This window comes from Alteromonas infernus, assembly GCF_902705815.1.
This window is the reverse complement of record NZ_CACSIG010000075.1, coordinates 120,344-138,032: the sequence shown is the minus strand read 5'-3', so window position 1 is coordinate 138,032 and position 17,689 is coordinate 120,344. Positions and strand designations below refer to the sequence as shown.

At 40.8% G+C, this 17,689-nt stretch carries 16 protein-coding genes; 15 read left to right on the top strand and 1 reads right to left on the bottom strand.

Going from position 1 to position 17,689, the window contains the following annotated elements:
• The 15 genes from ACX5J7_RS17675 (at position 1) to ACX5J7_RS17605 (ending at position 16,505) form a co-directional block, all read left to right on the top strand.
• Positions 1–1,902 carry an XrtA/PEP-CTERM system amidotransferase gene (locus ACX5J7_RS17675; RefSeq protein WP_498707731.1) on the top strand — a complete coding sequence of 634 codons (1,902 nt, stop codon included), beginning with the start codon at positions 1–3 and terminating at the stop codon, positions 1,900–1,902.
• Positions 1,845–3,140 carry a TIGR03087 family PEP-CTERM/XrtA system glycosyltransferase gene (locus tag ACX5J7_RS17670; protein ID WP_498707730.1) on the top strand — a complete coding sequence of 432 codons (1,296 nt, stop codon included), beginning with the start codon at positions 1,845–1,847 and terminating at the stop codon, positions 3,138–3,140. The genes ACX5J7_RS17675 and ACX5J7_RS17670 overlap by 58 nt, the downstream gene beginning before the upstream one ends.
• Positions 3,124–4,158, top strand: a complete 1,035-nt coding sequence (locus ACX5J7_RS17665; protein ID WP_498707729.1) for a GHMP family kinase ATP-binding protein — start codon at positions 3,124–3,126, stop codon at positions 4,156–4,158. Before ACX5J7_RS17670 ends, ACX5J7_RS17665 begins: the two co-directional genes overlap by 17 nt.
• Entirely contained in the window at positions 4,137–4,727 is a 591-nt protein-coding gene (locus ACX5J7_RS17660; RefSeq protein ID WP_498707727.1) for a D-sedoheptulose-7-phosphate isomerase, read from the top strand. The genes ACX5J7_RS17665 and ACX5J7_RS17660 overlap by 22 nt, the downstream gene beginning before the upstream one ends.
• 8 nt (positions 4,728–4,735) lie before the next feature.
• Positions 4,736–5,461, top strand: coding sequence for a sugar phosphate nucleotidyltransferase (locus ACX5J7_RS17655; RefSeq protein ID WP_498707726.1), 726 nt, complete (start codon positions 4,736–4,738; stop codon positions 5,459–5,461).
• Between the two features lie 5 nt (positions 5,462–5,466).
• A complete protein-coding gene (locus ACX5J7_RS17650) occupies positions 5,467–6,660 on the top strand; it encodes a glycosyltransferase family 4 protein (protein WP_498707725.1) in 1,194 nt (397 codons plus the stop codon).
• Complete coding sequence (locus ACX5J7_RS17645) at positions 6,657–7,859, top strand: right-handed parallel beta-helix repeat-containing protein (protein ID WP_498707724.1); 1,203 nt, start codon at positions 6,657–6,659, stop codon at positions 7,857–7,859. Before ACX5J7_RS17650 ends, ACX5J7_RS17645 begins: the two co-directional genes overlap by 4 nt.
• Positions 7,856–9,019, top strand: a complete 1,164-nt coding sequence (locus ACX5J7_RS17640; RefSeq protein WP_498707722.1) for a glycosyltransferase family 4 protein — start codon at positions 7,856–7,858, stop codon at positions 9,017–9,019. Before ACX5J7_RS17645 ends, ACX5J7_RS17640 begins: the two co-directional genes overlap by 4 nt.
• Positions 9,009–9,950 carry a glycosyltransferase family A protein gene (locus tag ACX5J7_RS17635; protein WP_498707721.1) on the top strand — a complete coding sequence of 314 codons (942 nt, stop codon included), beginning with the start codon at positions 9,009–9,011 and terminating at the stop codon, positions 9,948–9,950. The genes ACX5J7_RS17640 and ACX5J7_RS17635 overlap by 11 nt, the downstream gene beginning before the upstream one ends.
• A gap of 94 nt (positions 9,951–10,044) precedes the next feature.
• Complete coding sequence (locus ACX5J7_RS17630) at positions 10,045–11,397, top strand: putative O-glycosylation ligase, exosortase A system-associated (RefSeq protein WP_498707719.1); 1,353 nt, start codon at positions 10,045–10,047, stop codon at positions 11,395–11,397.
• Positions 11,372–12,463, top strand: coding sequence for a glycosyltransferase family 4 protein (locus ACX5J7_RS17625; protein WP_498707717.1), 1,092 nt, complete (start codon positions 11,372–11,374; stop codon positions 12,461–12,463). The genes ACX5J7_RS17630 and ACX5J7_RS17625 overlap by 26 nt, the downstream gene beginning before the upstream one ends.
• A 20-nt stretch (positions 12,464–12,483) precedes the next feature.
• The gene (locus tag ACX5J7_RS17620; protein WP_498707715.1) at positions 12,484–13,350 is read left to right on the top strand and encodes a glycosyltransferase; all 867 of its coding nucleotides are present in this window, start codon (positions 12,484–12,486) and stop codon (positions 13,348–13,350) included.
• Positions 13,347–14,825 carry an oligosaccharide flippase family protein gene (locus ACX5J7_RS17615; protein WP_498707714.1) on the top strand — a complete coding sequence of 493 codons (1,479 nt, stop codon included), beginning with the start codon at positions 13,347–13,349 and terminating at the stop codon, positions 14,823–14,825. The genes ACX5J7_RS17620 and ACX5J7_RS17615 overlap by 4 nt, the downstream gene beginning before the upstream one ends.
• Complete coding sequence (locus tag ACX5J7_RS17610) at positions 14,818–15,489, top strand: SGNH/GDSL hydrolase family protein (protein ID WP_498707712.1); 672 nt, start codon at positions 14,818–14,820, stop codon at positions 15,487–15,489. Before ACX5J7_RS17615 ends, ACX5J7_RS17610 begins: the two co-directional genes overlap by 8 nt.
• A gap of 83 nt (positions 15,490–15,572) precedes the next feature.
• A complete protein-coding gene (locus ACX5J7_RS17605; RefSeq protein WP_498707711.1) occupies positions 15,573–16,505 on the top strand; it encodes an acyltransferase family protein in 933 nt (310 codons plus the stop codon).
• Here ACX5J7_RS17605 and ACX5J7_RS17600 read toward each other — a convergent pair.
• Positions 16,502–17,674 carry a glycosyltransferase family protein gene (locus tag ACX5J7_RS17600; protein ID WP_498707710.1) on the bottom strand — a complete coding sequence of 391 codons (1,173 nt, stop codon included), beginning with the start codon at positions 17,672–17,674 and terminating at the stop codon, positions 16,502–16,504. The genes ACX5J7_RS17605 and ACX5J7_RS17600 overlap by 4 nt on opposite strands.
• Positions 17,675–17,689 lie beyond the last annotated feature (15 nt).

Sequence of the window (17,689 nt, the reverse complement as noted above, 5' to 3'; positions counted from 1 at the left end):
ATGTGTGGAGTTAGCGGAATATTTAGTTTTGACAAAGAGCAACTTGTATCTAAGCAAGTGTTAGAAGATATGAACAACGCTCAAATACACAGAGGGCCCGATGCTGGAGGTTTTTACTTTGGAAATGGGGTTGGATTAGGGCATCGTCGTTTATCAATAATAGATATCTCTGGCGGTGGTCAACCTATCTATAGCGAAGATAAAAATGTAGTTATAGTTTTTAATGGCGAAATATTCAATCATCATGACATTGCTAAAGAACTTAAGTCAAAAGGCTACCGTTACCAAACACATAGTGATACAGAGACTATATTGCACTCTTGGAGGGAATGGGGGGTTGAGTGCCTAAATAAACTGCGAGGAATGTTCGTTTTTCTCATATGGGACGAAGTTAAACAGCAGCTATTTGTAGCAAGAGATAGGTTAGGAATCAAACCGCTTCATTATTCTCAACTTGCTGACGGTAGTGTGATTTTTGGCTCAGAATTGAAAGTTTTAAAAGCGCACCCTGAGTTTGATCGAACGCTAAATTATTCGGCAATAGAAGATTATCTTACTTTTGGTTATATACCTGACCCAAAGTGTATTTATTCTTCAGTGCAAAAATTAGAAGCAGGCCACTACTTGTTATTCCAGCGGGGGGGAACAGATACTTTACCTCAGCCCGTGCAATATTGGGATCTACCGTGGGATCAACCGCAATACAACGAACTTGACAAAGAAGTCCTAACTGAGCGTTTACGTGAAGCCGTGGATATTCGCTTAGAGTCAGAAGTTCCCCTGGGAGCGTTCTTATCCGGGGGAGTTGATTCAAGTGCGGTCGTAGCAATGATGGCTAGCCTGCGGGAGGAGCCTGTTACTACATGCTCAATAGGTTTCGATGTTCCTGACTATAATGAGTCCGAATTTGCATCATTAGTTGCTAAGCAATATAAAACTTCACACCACTTAGAGGTAGTAAATCACGAAGATTTTACGTTGATTGACAAAATGGTTGAGTTATATGATGAGCCATATTCTGATTCATCGGCTCTCCCTACCTACAAGGTTTGTGAGCTAGCGAGAAAACATGTGACGGTTGCGCTTTCAGGAGATGGCGGTGACGAACTTTTCGCTGGCTATCGAAGGTATCGCCTCCATATAAATGAACAAAGAGTGCGAGATATTATTCCTGACTCGATTAGGCGGTGTGTATTCGGCTTTTTAGGAAGTATTTATCCAAAGCTCGATTGGGCTCCTCAATTTTTACGAGCAAAGACGACATTACAATCTTTATCTTTGAGTTCTTCGGAAGCCTACCTAAATAGTGTAAGCAAGCTGCGTTTCGATGAGCGAAGAGCTCTTTATCATAAAGGCTTTACGCGTCACATCGGTGAATACAGTTCGAATCAGGTATTTGCGAACGTACTTAAAGGCAAGCAATTTGAAGATAAGCTTAAGGAAGCTCAGTATCTCGATTATAAAACTTGGGTAACAGGTGATATTCATACAAAAGTAGATCGAGCAAGTATGGCACATGGACTAGAGGTAAGAGTTCCTATATTCGACCATAAACTAGTAGAGTGGGGCTTCAGGCTGCCCTCAAAACTAAATTTGAATAATGGTGAAGGAAAGTTCAGTTTCAAAAAGGCACTTGAGCCTTTCCTATCAAACGACACTTTATATCGAGAGAAAATGGGTTTTAGCGTACCGATGGCAAGTTGGTTACGCGGACCACTGAAACAAAAAATGATAGATTTGTTATCTTCCGAATGTGTTTCTAGACACGAAATTTTCGATAAAAATAAATTGTTGGAGAAAGCTCAACAGCACATTAGCGGGAAATATGACCATGCCGCTGCGTTATGGACAATAATGATGTTGTGCCAGTTTTTAGTAAAAGAAGAAAAAGAGAGACATTAATGAAGCCTCCCTTGTTATTTTTGTGCCACAGGATGCCCTTTCCTCCAAATAAAGGAGATAAGATTACCACCTTTAATCTTATGAATTACCTAAGCAAGCGCTTTGATCTTTATTTGGGTAGTTTTATTGATGATGATTTTGATAAAAAATACATAGACGATGTAAAAGCCTACTGTAAAGAAGTGAAATTCATCGACATTACGCACAAACGATACCTAACAAGTGGTTTAAAGTCCCTGGTGTTAGGCGAATCTGTTTCTACCGCACATTACCGAAACGATGAATTACAAAGTTGGGTTCACGAGATTATCAATGAACATGGTATAGAGTATCTATTTGTATATTCTTCAGGGATGGCTCAGTTTATTGACTTTCCAGAATACAAAAACAAAAAACGTGTTTTAGATATGGCTGATGTAGACTCTGATAAATGGCGTCAGTACTGTGAAAGCAAGCCTTTCTATTCACAATTTATTTATGCAAGAGAATACAAACTACTAAAAAAGTTAGAGCAAAAGGTTCTTTCAGAGTTTGACGCAATAACGCTTATAACAGATGAAGAGCGAGACTTGTTTAAATCACTCTCTCCTGAAGCTTATAGTGACAAGATAGTTACACTCAGTAATGGCGTTGACACCGATTATTTTGACCCTTCTGCTAAATTTGATCACACCGATAGCCCTTTTGAGGAGAGCCCCTCAATTTGCTTTACTGGTGCAATGGATTATTGGGCGAACGAAGATGCGGTGGTATGGTTTTGTGAAAACGTGTGGCCGCTAATAATAGAGAAGCACCCAGCACTGATTTTCTACATAGTTGGTGGGAAACCCACTGAGCGAGTTAAAAAGCTGGCCTCAATCCAAGGTGTTATTGTTACAGGGAGAGTCGTTGATGTGCGTCCTTATATCGACAAAGCCCTAGTCGCAGTGGCGACTTTGCGTATCGCCCGAGGAGTCCAAAATAAAGTGCTTGAAGCAATGTCAATGGCCAAGCCAGTGGTTATGACCTCTATGGCACAGGAAGGAATAGCGTTACCAGCGGAGCAAGAGAGTTTAGTTATTGATGATGAAAATATTATGGCTAAGACTATTTTAGACCTGATCTCTGACAGTGCGCGCTCTTCAGCAATCGGTGAAAAAAATCGGAACTGGATACTTGAGCGATATAGTTGGGAAGGTGCACTCAAGCCTCTCGATAAACTTTACCCAAGGAAAAACAGCAATGATAGTACGAGCTAAGGCACCACTTCGCATAGGGTTAGCGGGAGGTGGTACGGATGTATCCCCATATAGTGATAAATATGGCGGTTTTATACTAAATGTCACACTCGACATGTTTGCTTACGCGACAATTCAGACCAGGGATGACGATAAAATCTGTTTTGAAGCTCAAGATATAGAGCAGACCTATACACAGAACATACATGATGAACTTTTAGTTGAAGATGAATTAATTCTTCACAAAGCTATTTACAAACGGGTCATACAAGACTTTAACAATGGTGAGCCTATAGGCCTTGACATTATAACCTTTTCCGACGCCCCACCAGGGAGCGGGTTAGGCTCCTCTTCAACTATGGTTGTGGCTATTCTTGCGGCCTTTAGGGAGCTGCTTAAATTACCTCTTGGTGAATATGATTTAGCACATCTTGCTTACGAGATTGAGCGAGAAGATTGCAAATTGTCAGGGGGAAAACAAGATCAATACGCAGCCACATTTGGTGGCTTCAATTTTATGGAGTTTTATCAAGACAGGGTTTTAGTGAATCCGCTGCGTATCCGAAATGACATACAAAACGAGCTCGAAAGTCAGATCATACTTTATTTCACGGGATTGTCTCGGGACTCTGGTAAGATCATAGATGACCAGATAAAAGCATCAACAAAGACAGATAGTGATAAGTCATTAGAGGCACTTCATATGGTTAAGCAAAGTGCTTTTGAAATGAAAGAGTGCCTATTGAGAAATGATATAAAAGGTATGTCGAGAGTATTAGAGGCGTCATGGTTGGCGAAAAAATCAACGTCATCTTCGATCTCAAACTCCTATATTGAAGAGGTAGCTTCTATGGCTATCGAAAATGGCGCAAAGTCTCTAAAACTATCAGGGGCCGGCGGAGGTGGCTTCATGATGCTTTTTGTTGACCCAGTTGACAAGCAACCGCTCATCAAAAAGCTAAAGCAGACTTCGGGGCAAGTACATAATTTTCAATTTACAAATTTTGGGGTAAAAGCGTGGACGGTACACAATACATAAAAAGCCACTTTGAAAAGAGTATTAAGGTAAAACAGAAAATACTTAATGATAGTGCATTGATAGAGCGAATTGTTGAAGCCAGTAAATTGTGCATAGAAGCGCTGCAACGAGGAAACAAGGTAATGTTTGCAGGAAATGGTGGCAGCGCTGCTGATTCTCAACATCTTGCAGCAGAGTTTGTAAGCAGGTTTAACTTCGACCGTCCAGGTTTGCCTTCAATTGCTTTGACCACGGACACTTCAATGTTAACAGCTATTGGTAATGATTATGGGTTCGAAAATCTGTTTTCTCGTCAAGTACAGGCGAATGGCAGAGAAGGTGACATATTTATTGGAATAAGTACATCTGGAAACTCGTCAAATGTTGTAAAGGCAGTAGAGCAAGCAAAGGACATGGGCATACATACCATAGCTTTATGTGGTGATGCAGGAAAATTACCCGAAATATGTGACGTAACGCTCAACGTACCGTCAAAATGTACGCCTTATATCCAAGAGTCACACATTAGCATTGGCCACATTATATGCGCTATTGTCGAAGAAACACTGTTTGCTAAATACAAACCTTAGGAGTAAGTGTGGAAGCCATTCTTCTTGCCGGTGGTCTAGGGACTCGGTTGCATAGTGTAACTGGGGACAATTACCCTAAGTGTTTAGCGGAGGTAAATGAGGTACCTTTTTTACACTACGTACTCTGGAATTTTCGAAATCAGGGTGTAAGACGATTCATATTAGCGGTTTCACACCTTTCTGAAATGGTGGAAGAAGAAGTTAGACACCATTTTGCAGGTTGGGATATTAAATTTTCTGTTGAGCGTGAACCTCTCGGAACCGGTGGGGCAATTAGGGAAGCGCTGGCGCTTTGTTATGACGAACATGTGATAGTTGCAAATGCAGATTCATTTATTGAATTTTCTTTACCTAAATTTGTTCGGGACATGCGTGAAAACCAAAGCGACCTTGGGCTTGTATGCACAGAAGTAGATGACCTGTCTCGTTTTGGCGCGGCCAATATTGAACAAGGAAAGCTCATTGGTTTCTCTGAAAAAGGGAAGAGTGGCAAAGGGTTTATTAATGCAGGAATATATTGGTTGAACACTTCTCATTATGCTTTTTTAGGCCAACCTGAGCGTTTTAGCTTTGAAAAAAATGTATTAGCTAATAAAGAGTTAAATATAAATGTGTTCAAAACAAAAGGATTATTCTTCGATATTGGAACCCCCGGTGACTTTGCTGGTGCTCAACGCCTTGTGGAATTAAATCAGGGGCTCTTTTCCACATCTCCTAAAATAGTAAAAGGGTAAAGTTGATGGAAATTGTTACCATTAGCACACTTTATCCAAACAAAAACGATCCAAAGCATGGTGTTTTTGTTCACACGCGATTAAAGCATCTTCTGCGTGTTTACCCCGAAATATCAGCCACCGTAATTGCCCCCGTTCCGTGGTTTCCTTTCTCGTGGAAAAAGTTTGGAGAATACGCTAAATATGCCGGTGTACCATACAGCGAAACCATAGACGGCATTACAATATTCCATCCGAAATATATAGTCCTGCCTAAAGTTGGGATGTATATAACTCCATTTTTCTTGTCAAAAGCTATTAAAAAGACATTACACAAGCTTCTAAAACGTAAAAACGTCGATTTGATTGATGGACACTATTTTTACCCTGATGGCGTTGCTATTGAAAGAGTAGCAAGCAGACTTAACGTTCCATTTACCTGCACAGCTAGGGGGACTGATATCAATTTAGTACCCACGTACCCAAAAGCTCGAAAAATGCTGCAGCCGGTTTTCGAGAACTCATCCCACATGATGAGTGTTTGCCAAGCACTTAAGGATGAAATGATAGCGCTTGGAGTCGATGATAGAAGGGTAACTGTTGTAAGAAATGGAGTAGACCTATCACTTTTCAGTGCCAGTGATGATGATGCTCAGCAAACTTTGAAAAGCTCCTTGAGTTTAAATACTCAGTATCTAATGATCTCAGTAGGTTGGCTGATAGAGCGAAAAGGTCATCACTTAATCATTGAGTCACTAAAAAAGCTAGTTGATGTAACCCTTGCAATTGCGGGAGATGGTCCCGATCTTAAGAAACTGCAACTACTTGCCAAAGAGTGCGGAGTGAGTGAGCGAGTTAAGTTTTTAGGTGCGCTAAGCCAACCGGATTTAAATAAATGGTTTCGTTGTGCGGATCTTTCAGTTCTTGCATCGAGTCGTGAAGGTTGGGCAAATGTGCTGCTGGAGTCAATGGCATCAGGAACACCTGTTGTTGCAACGAAGGTGTGGGGAACGCCTGAAGTAGTTAGGACAAGAAGTGCAGGTATTTTAGTTGAGCGTTCAAGTGATGCTATAGCAGTTGGAGTTCGTCAATTACTAGAAGAGAAGCCTTCACGTGTTCGAACACGTAAGTACGCTGAGCAATTTTCATGGGGTGAAAGCTGTGATGCCCTCTATAAAATATTCCTCTCAATTGTTGAAGACAAGGAAGACCCATCATGAGCATCAAAGAAAATACGCTCATCATGTTTAAAAGATACTTTTTTATTACGGGCTTATTAGGTCATATTGTGCTGATTGTATTTCTAGTATTGCGTCCAGACCTAGTCGATAAAGTCTCAAGTAAAATTTTGAGCAAGTACTATGCTTCGGCGAAGGCCAGTGAGCGTAACGAAATGCTTAAGTTTTCAAGCCTTCAACAAGAAATAGAAGCAGTTTTTTCGATATGGCAGCCAAGCGATGAATACAGTGCTTCTAATCTTCATTTTGTGAATGGGAAACCTTTCGAATCTCTTCAAAATGCTCTCAAAAGCCTCAAAGATGGTGATACGCTAGAAATTGCACAAGGCGTATATTCTGAACCTTTTGAAGTACATCATAATCGTCTTACCATCATTGGTAGGGGGCATGTGGTTTTTGAAAAAGCAGCAATAAGAGGAAAAGGATATATCGTTAATTATGCTGATGATTTAACTGTTAAAAATATTGAATGCAGAGGTATTACTGTAGGCGACCGTAACGGAGCGTGTATCCGCCAAGAGGGGGCAAACCTAACGTTGGAGCATGTGTATTTTCACAGTAGCGAAAATGGCGTACTAGAAGCCACTAGCAAAACCAGCAAAATTCTTATTTATGATAGTCGTTTTGAGCAGTTGGGGCGCCTAGGTCGAGCTCATGGTATCTATACTAATACAGCCGAGCTTTATATCTACGATAGTATGTTTGTTGCTTCAAAGAGTGAAGGACATGAAATCAAAAGTCGAGGAGCTGTTACCGAAATTCACGGCAGTATTATTGCCTCACTATCAGGTGTAGATAGCCGACTACTTGACGTCCCAAACGGCGGTAAGCTTGTTTTGAGTAAATCACTGCTTCAGCAAGGAGCTATGTCATCGAACGGACAAGCGATTGGTTATGCGCAAGAAGGAAGAAAACATACCGAAAATAGTATAATACTTAGAGAGAACGTTTTTATATTCGACCGGATTGGCTATGACAGTATGTTAGCTACAGACAACCAATACGTAGAAACCGCAATATCGCAAAATATAATAGTGGGTGAGGTTGACACGCCAGATCTAGACACCTCGAACCTAATATATGAAAGTAGGGAAAAAATTGGTTTTCCAGAATATCCCTTTCTTCCTAATGCTTGGTGTGCTGAGCAAGGTAGCTGTCTAATAAGAACTAAAAGTCAATGAAGATACTCTATCATCACAGAGTTGCCAGCAAAGACGGGCAATATGTTCATATTGAGGAAATCGTAGATGCACTTCGAAAGCTGGGGCACGACGTTCACATCGTAGCACCAAAAATGACTGAACAGTCTAGTTTCGGTAGTGATGGCGGTTTAGTCAGTAAACTCAAAGCTCATTTACCCAAAATGCTATACGAGTTCATAGAGTACTCCTATAGCTTCTGGGCGTTTTTTAAAATGCTTTGGTCTATCTGGAAATTCAAGCCTGATGTAATTTATGAACGCTATAACTTGTTCTTTACCGGCGGAATTTGGGCAGCCAAGCTTTGTAAAGTGCCTTTATTGTTAGAGGTCAACTCACCTTTGTATGAAGAACGGATTGACTATGGTGGGCTTGCTCTGAGGCGGCTCGCTAGGTGGTCTGAGTATTATGCTTGGCGTAATGCCGATGTCGTATTGCCAGTCACGCAAGTGCTTGCGGAATTCATATATATTGCAGGGGTGCCTAGAGATCGCATTGAAGTAATCCCTAATGGGGTCGATGAGGCTCGTTTTGACCCGTCTCAGTATTGCCAACGACTACCTAAATTAAAGGATAAGTGTGTTGTAGGCTTTGTAGGATTTTGCAGGGAGTGGCATCATCTTGACAAGGTCATGAGATCGTTAGCTTCCCTTGATAGACAAGATATTGTTTTCTTGCTTGTGGGAGATGGCCCCGTTTTGCCTAGCCTATATAAACTTGCTGATGAATTGGGTTTTGCGGAGCAATTTGTATCTACAGGTTTAGTCGCTAGAGATAAAATGCCATATTGGTTGAGTCAAATTGACATTGCTTTGCAGCCAGCGGTTACGCCATGGGCGTCGCCTCTAAAACTGCTTGAATATTTAGCGATGGGGAAAGCGATATTGGCAGATGATAGTCCGAATATAAAAGAGTTGTTAACAGATGAGCACAATGCGTTACTTTTTCAAAGTGGAAACCTCGAAGATATGGTTGATAAGTTAATTATAATGATTTCATCGCCTGAACTTGTCGAGAACCTTTCCAAATCTGCTACACAGACGATTGAGCGAAGATCTTTACAGTGGATAGGAAATGCCAAGGTTATCGAAAATTTAGCAGCGGATAGGGTTATGAAGAGAGGCCAATTTGATGCCTCTTGATAACCTACTAACTAAAATAAACAAAGTCCGGTTCCAGAGGGTTGCGCTTAACGCACGTTCTACAGGAATATATCCATCGATTAAAGATGCTAATGTTGTCTTATTGTCGCAAGTTTATCACGGTGCGGTAGATATGGCTCTGTTGGCGCTTAAAAGCTTCGCTTACCAGTTGGGAAGTTGCGCAATAGAAATTGTCGATGATGGCTCACTGACTGATGAAGATAAAAATCTGTTTAAAGCACACTTTTCCGACTTAACAATTACTAACATTAACGACATCGATATCGGTCACTGCCCTCGAGGCGGGACATGGGAGAGGTTAATCAGAATACTAGAACTCTCTAGAGAGCGCTATGTAATCCAAGTAGATACTGATACGTTGACCATGTCAGCTATTCCCGAAATTTTCAAAGCGGTTAACGAGAATAGAGCGTTCACGATTGGAAACCCTATTTTCAGTTTCCCTGTGTCCCCTGAGTACATGGCAGCGATCTCTGAGAGGTGGCAGGGTAATCATGTGCAAGTAGAAACGGAAAGAACTCTCACAAGCCTACAATCTGAAAAGTTTCAGCAATACTGCCGTGGATGTTCCGCTCTTACTGGTTTTCCTGTAATGGGGCCTAGCTTTGAACGGCTAGAAGCGCTATCTCAAGAGCTTGAGGGGAAGCTGGGGCCTAAAAAATGGAACGAGTGGGGCTCAGAGCAAGTTGCGAGTAATTTAATGATTTCATTATCAGATGATCCCTTTATTCTGCCGTGGCCTAAGTACGCAAATTACGGCTTTCCATCAACTGGGAAAGGGAACAAAGACCCTGATAATTTCATAGGCAAAGTATCCACCCTACACTTTATAGGAAGTCATCGCTTTAGTTCGCGGGTATACGAAAAGTTATCACAATACGTAATCAATGAGTTTTTGAGGCATTTGTAGTGATAGACAATACGGTTTTCTTACTCGAAATTGTGCTTCTGGTTTGGCTATCACTAAAGGCTATAAAAATAGACAATCAGGACGACGATAAGTAATGCGTGATTATCTTTTAGTGTTAATTCTACCGCTTTTACTTTACGCAGCGTTGAGAAAACCATTTTTATCAATATCATTCTGGATTTGGTCGGCCCTTGTGCCTCCCTTTTTATGGGCCCACGGCGGCCTGGCGACATCTGTGCGTTGGAACTTTCTTTTCGCCGTAGTGACAATGGCAAGCTTCGCGATAAACAAAGGAAATAAAAAACCTCCTGGTGGTGCTATCTTCGTTCTTTGTGTGATCTTTTTTGCACATTGTGTAGTCAGCACAATGTTTAACAATGGTTACGGTCCTTATGTTTGGTTTAGATTTGATTTATTTTGGCGAACATTACTACTGTTCTTTTTTATTGCTGTAGTCGTTAGAAAGCAGGTGCACTTTGAGGCAATTGCCTGGGGTATTACTTTATCCTTCGGAGCACTAGCGATGATAGAAGGAGCAAAATTCGTTATATCACTAGGTGGTCATAACATATTTGGTTTAACACCCGCATTCAACGATAATAACCTTTCAGCATTAGCTTCTCTGATGTGTATTCCGGTAGCAATCTTTCTCGCCCGCCAATACAACGACAATTTCTATTTTAGAAACGGACTATATGGCGTAGCCTTTTTCAACGTTATGTTTGTGCTGGGAACTGATTCTCGTGGTGCCTTTTTGGGGCTTGCCGTCTTTAGCATTGCTTACTGGTTAAAATCGAAAAACAAGTTTCGTGATGGGTTTGTAATGTCTTTGGGTGGTTTGATTGCTCTTGCTATTTTATCTGATGAGTGGTTCAACAGGATGGAAACCATCGGTGATGCAGGTGAGGATGGATCTTTCCAAGGCAGATTAAAGTCTTGGAAGCTTGCTATGTTGATGGCTATTAGGCATCCTTTTTTTGGAGGTGGATTCGATTCTACATTCACGAATAGAGGAACGATTAACAGCCTAATTGCAGATTGGGAAACGTTGTCTTGGATACCTAGTGCGACCCTGAATGTTGGTGATACAGTTTTTGTCGCCCACAGTATCTACTTTCAAGTGTTGGCAGACCACGGTTTTCTTGGTGCTATCTGGTATGGTTTCATTGTATTAACCACGTTGAAAACTCTTGGCGGTATTGCAAAGACAAGTAAAGTATTCTGGCATGTTAATTTAGCAGAAATGCTGAGGCTCTCGCTTATTGCCTTTTTAACTGCTGGTGCAGCTCTTAGTTCAGCCTACAACGATTTGTTTTTTGCGCTCGTAGGAATGACTGCAGCACTTTCCGCTGTCGTTAAAAGTGAAGAAAAAAGGCTCGCGGAAGCGCGGCTGAAAACGATGCAACAAGCAAGGTTTGGTAATGAGACTGGCCATATTAATACATGACTATACTGCTATGGGGGGGACCGAGAGAGTTACCCTACAGCTTTGTAATCAATTAGCAGAACAATACACCGTTACTTTGATTTCGGTACAGCAAACAGGTAAGAAGCCTGCTTTCATCTTATCAGACAACGTCCAGGTTAAATTTCTCGGCGATGACACTGCCAGTATGTTCAAAACGCTGCCAAAGAAAATTTATGCATTAAGAAAAATTTTAGGCGAAATTCAACCGAATGCAGTTATAGCTTCAGATTCTCAGATGGCACTATTAAGCCTTCCGGCAACAATTGGCAAAAGTTATCAGAGGATTGTATGGGAGCACTTTAATTCACGTATTGAAACTCGGTTTGGTAGTCGTTGGTTTGCTAGGAGACTGGCTGCCAGGTTTGCTCAAACTATAGTTGTATTAACTCAGCAGGATAAACGCGAGTGGGAAAAGAAATATAAGTGCAAGGCTTCTGTTGTCGTACATCCCAACCCCTGTGCATTACCATTGCCAACACTTAATCCATATAAAAATGTTCACGTCGTATTGTCTGCAGGACGTTACACTGAGCAAAAGGGTTTCGATCTTTTAGTGAAAGCATGGAAATGCTTATCGAGTGAAATGCGACAAGACTGGGTTCTTCGAATAGTAGGTCCTAATGGCAGTGCTAAAACAGAACTCTTGTCAGCTGCGAAAGAGGATGAAAGTATTCATATTGAAGGTCCAACTTCAAACATGAAAGAGTGTTACTTAGATGCTGGAATTTTTGTTTGCAGTTCTCGCTATGAAGGCTTCGGCTTAACCATCGTAGAAGCTATGACGCATGGAGTGCCGGTTATTGCTTTCGATTGTCCAATGGGGCCAGCCGAAATAGTCAAAGGAGAATATGGAAAAGTCGTTGAATTAGCAGATGTAAGCGCCTTGTCTAAAGAATTAGCGTTAATGATTGCAAGTAAATCAAATCGGCAATATTACTCAGAGCGTTCATTTGAACGTGCATCCCATTTTACTCCTGAGATAACAATAGGGCGCTGGGAAAGTTTGTTAGAAGCATGTGCTGATAAGGAAATAAACATACAATGATACGTCACATTGAAGTGTGTGTGGTTGCACATAATGAAGAAGACTTTATTGTTTCATGCTTAGAGAGCATAGAAGTGGCTTTAGCTAACATTCCAGAGCCCATAGCTTTTAAAGTCCATATCGTTAATAACGGAAGTTCAGATAGCTCAGATTCTATTATTGATCGTTTCTGTTCCCCCCGAGATAACTTCGACGCCAAGCATATTAGGCTAGGCGATAAATCCAACGCTTGGAATGTTGCTATATATGAGTTAGTGCAAAACAGTGAAAGCTTGATAGTAATGGTCGATGGCGACTGCACAATAAGCGAAAAAAGTTTAGTCTCATTTTTGGAGGGCGCGAGATTAAATATTGATGCATACCTTCTAGCCGCTATACCAAAGCCTATAGGTCGTTACAGTGAAACTATCACCAGAAATACTCTTAATGGTAAAGCACTAAGCGGTAACTTTTATGCTATTACACCATTGTTTCACAAGAAGATAAAACAAACAGGTTTTAAGCTACCTGTTGGTTTAATTGGTGATGACAGCCTTTTAGCTTGGGTTGCTCAATGTGATTTTAAATTGAGCAATGGAGTTAAAAATGGATTGATGGTTGGCGTAGATGGTGCTCTATTCGGTTACCACCGGCTGGTGCCTAATTCATTTAATAATATAAAGATGTACTGGCGTAGATTACAACGCTATAGCTTGAGGCACCTCCAACAAAACTGCATCAAAGCGTATCTTACTCTTGAAAATGATGACTTTGCTTCATTGCCTCGCGATGTAGTTAATCTGTATCCTTACCACAAACCTGAGCACATTAGGACTGATAGCAAACTGAATACTTTGCTGGACACGCACACCTCAAAGCACATAAAAACTATTAGTGTCGTTAAATGAGTATACAAAAAAAGTTAACAGTGGCTTACCTTTGGAACTTGCTCGGTAAGTGGGGGGTTCGTTTTATTGGAATAGGTAGTACGCTTATTCTAGTGAGGTTGTTAGATCCCTCTGCATTCGGGTTAGTCGCGCTTGCGACCATTTGTATAGGTTTTTTTGAAACGCTAACGGATATTGGAATAAACAGGTATTTAATTTCTCAAACACAACTTAACAAACAAGCTATGGACTCAAGCTGGACAATAGCTCTATTATTGAAGATTGCTTTGATTGGTTTGATTATAGCTTTGTCTGGCTTTCTTGCGGACTTTATGAATGCTCCCGAAATTCAGTTAATCATTGTAGTTGTAGCTTGTTCAGGCATTTTTTCTGCGCTCAATAATATTGGGTTAGTTCAATTTGAAAAAGAGCTAGATTTTAAGCGTATTTCTGCTTTGTTACTTAGCGCAAAGCTGATCTCAACAGCAGTGATGCTTGTGTTTGCCTTTTGGTTACAAAATTATTGGGCTCTCGTGGCGGGTGGTGTGTGTAATGCGATGGTATATTGCATCGGATCTTATCTAATATCATCTTATCGGCCTAAGGTTAACTTCAATATTGCGAAAGGTCAGTTAAGGTTTTCTAGTAAAATAATGGCTCGCGCTGTGCTGGGATACACTCGAAATAAACTCGATACATTCCTTGTTGGGCGGTTATTCGACAATGGTGCTGTGGGCAAATATAGTATTGGCCTTGAATTCGCAGTGCTCCCTCTTGCCGAAGTAATTACCCCAGCGTCTACAGCAATGTTTCCTGCCTTAGCAGGCTATAAGAACAATAAGCAGGAACTATTCGATAAAACCTATAAATACTTTGGTTTAGTTTATGGTTTTGTAATGCCTTGCGTCGTTGGAATTTGGTTTGTAGCTCCACAATTTTGCGATGTAGTATTAGGACCAATGTGGGCAGACACTGCGCCTGTCATGGCGGCTTTGAGCGTCATGATGCTACCTTATCCCCTAACGGCAATCACTAATAACTTATTTGACTATCTCGATAAGACACAGTACAGCCTATTCAGTGATGCAATGGGTATTACCCTACTAGTTGGTGCTTTCTGGTTGTTAACATTTAGCGAATTATCTGAGTTCGCTTGGGTTAGAGGTGTCGTTGCGTTTGTTGCTTTTCTATGCATTCTGATCTTCGCAAGAATTACTATAGGCTTATCTATCAAGAAGATGTCGAGCGTCTTATTGTTGCCAGTATCAGCCGCCTGTGTTATGTGGAGTTGTTTAGAATATGGCTATCATTTTACTGAATTGTCACTTTTAGCGCTTGTAGGAAATATAATAATTGGAGCAGTGGTTTACTCGGTGGCGCTATCAATACTCATAAAAATATTTGCGAAGTTCGACCCTACATGGGAGTTTTGGTGGAGAAAACTTAAAAGTTTACCAATTATGTCTAACAAAAAGTTGAGCAAAAATCGTGCTTAAGAAAGTCATTAAGCATTTAGGTATATTTTTGTTTGGGGCAATCATTACCGCCGTAGCGCTCCTTTCTATTGATAAAGCAAGACGAGCCGTTATGAATTATTTATCTCTTAACACTACCAGCCCGGTAGTGTTAATTCTTGGAGACTCTCACTTTGCTAGGGTTGACGGTTGGTCAGATATCTGGCCTTTGAAGCCTTGGCAAAGTCGCAATTTAGCTGTTGATGGTTATCAAGCTCGTCAAGTTTATTCATTATACAAAGATCAGGTCTCAAGTGACGGCCATTGTATAGTAGTAGTCATGGCTGGTATTAACCGGACAAAAAAAGATAGGACAGGCGACGCTGCACATGCTATCGAGAAACTAGTCCGCCTTGCTCAAAAACGAAAAAAAAGGCCAATCATTTTAGAGGTAATGTACACAGAAAACTCACATGATATTACGTATGTCAAAAATTTAAATGAGCAGTTGCAAAGTATCGCAGAAGCAAACAATACTAAGTTTATAACTGTAAATCACAAGCTAAGCGACGAGGGTAAGCTTCTATCTCAATTCAGTAGTGACGGGTTGCATTTAAATAGCGCAGGCTATTCTGCACTTTTGAAAGAGATACGGACGCAAACACTGCAACTTATATCAACTGAACTTTCAAAATGTAGAGGCTAAGTTAGTGTTTGGCACATACCGATTAATATTAGCGTTCATGGTAGTTTTTTTGCATCTGGCCGGTTGGCCAGGTTTTGGAGAATATGCAGTTTTTACTTTTTTTTTGTTTAAGCGGCTATTTGATGACTTTTATTATGCAGCAAAACTATGGTTATGATAGGCAGGGGGTGAAAAAGTACGCTATTGCTCGAGTACTTCGTATCTATCCGTTGTATATTGCTGCTTGCTTACTGAGCGTGGTAACTTTGATTGCGATAGGAGAAGAGGCTACTAGTGCGGTTATCTTTAATTTGCGTTGGCCTGAGGGAATAAGTAATACGCTCTCAAATATTACACTCATGAACTTCGATCATAGGTCGCCCGCGCTTGTACCACCCTCTTGGGCATTAACTGTAGAAATTATTTATTACGCTTTAATCGGGCTTGGGCTCTCAAAGACGAAGACTAGAACTTGGCTATGGTTCGGTGCAGGAACGATATACACAGCCGCTATATTCGCAACAAATTTGCCATGGTGGGATTATGGCTATTTTCATCCAGCTGCTGCTTCTCTTCCCTTCGCTACAGGAGCGTTAATGTATCATTACAAAGGTGAGATAGGGCGAACCATCGGAAGTTTTGCGCGACTTGATGTAGCTATTCTTTTATATGGCGTTGTACTATTAAACTGGTATTGGCAGTACAAAAACGGGTCAGGTTTATCCATAGGCTTTTACTTGAACTTTTTAATCAACTGTCTTCTCCTCGCTGTCTTAACTCATGTCAAAGTAGAAAACAAAAGATTATTAAATTTTGATAAAAAAATGGGGGACCTTAGTTATCCTATTTACCTAATACATTGGACTGTTGGTGTTCTAGTATTCTACGGTGCCGCACAGTTAGGGGTTGAGCTTACTAAGCGCACTGAAATGTTTGCAATAGTTTCGATACCTTTCATGCTGCTATTTGGTCAACTGACTGTAATGAGCATTCATAAGCCTGTTGAGACGTTAAGAGACTGGATAAAAAGTACTTAAATGTCGCATATTGACTTTATTCGCTTTGCGATTTCTTGTTCTCCGCGAGCCTTGCGAATTTTGATAGTGTTTCTTTTCCAATCTTCATAAGAGGCAAGAGCCAGTTCCGGCTTCGCTGCTAAATCCTGAAAAAATTTAAACAAGCCTGACTGTTCAGGTCTCAGTATACCAAACTCGCCATACTTTCTCTGAATAGCAATATGTGATTGATTTGAAGTAGTTATCAACGGTTTTGCTGCGGCGAATGCGTCAATGATACTTCCACTCGAAACATATGATACTGAATTTGGAAGTGGGAGACACACGAGATCCATAGTTCCGAGCAGTTCAACGAACTTTTCTCTTGCTAGGTGGGTTTTGTGAGGGGGCAGTGCTAATCCAGTGGTGTCAAATTCTGAGGCTTGAGCAGTATTTTCTTTTCCTATTGCATAAAATTTTAAGTTATCGCTATTAAACTGTTTAGCAATTTTGCAAAAGACATCAAATCCTTTCCCTTTTCCGCAATGACCCAAGAAAGCAATTTTAATAGGTTCTCCTGCAGTTAAATTTCTTGGGGGTAACCATTCAGATTCAAGTACAGGGTGTTCAACAACTTCTACTGAGCCCCTCATAGCAGGGGCTATGTCTAAAATAACGTCATCCAGCCCCAGTTCTAGTACCAACAATTTTTGATTTTTTGGCAACCCACGCCTTAAGACCGAGATATAATCGAAATAGCGCTCTATAGGGTTTCGAGAACGCCAGCTTCTGCTTATTCCTAATTGATTATGCTGCAAGAAATGGCATTCACCTGGCATGTCTTTCCAAAACTTTTTCATAATACTGATTACTGGGGCTCTTGAACCAAGAACAGTGATTAAATCAATATTTTCTAAGTTGAAATTGTCAGACAGCCATTTTGTGTAATATCGAGCGGCTCTTCTTCCATAAATAGGGTGGTGGTAAGAATGATTTGAAAGTAACTCATCAAATTGAGGGATGACTCTGTATTTAACGTTAGAAAGTGCTCCAACTTGCGCCCTTATATTTTTCACATGGCCATCACAAGCTGCAAATGTAATGGCTTTGTCAGGATACGCCAGTGACATTGCTTTAACGTAGCCTTCGTTAAAAGGTAAATGCATTTCACTATGGCTAACCATATCTATTAAAACAATTTCTTTTGTCATTATTTTGTTATCGTC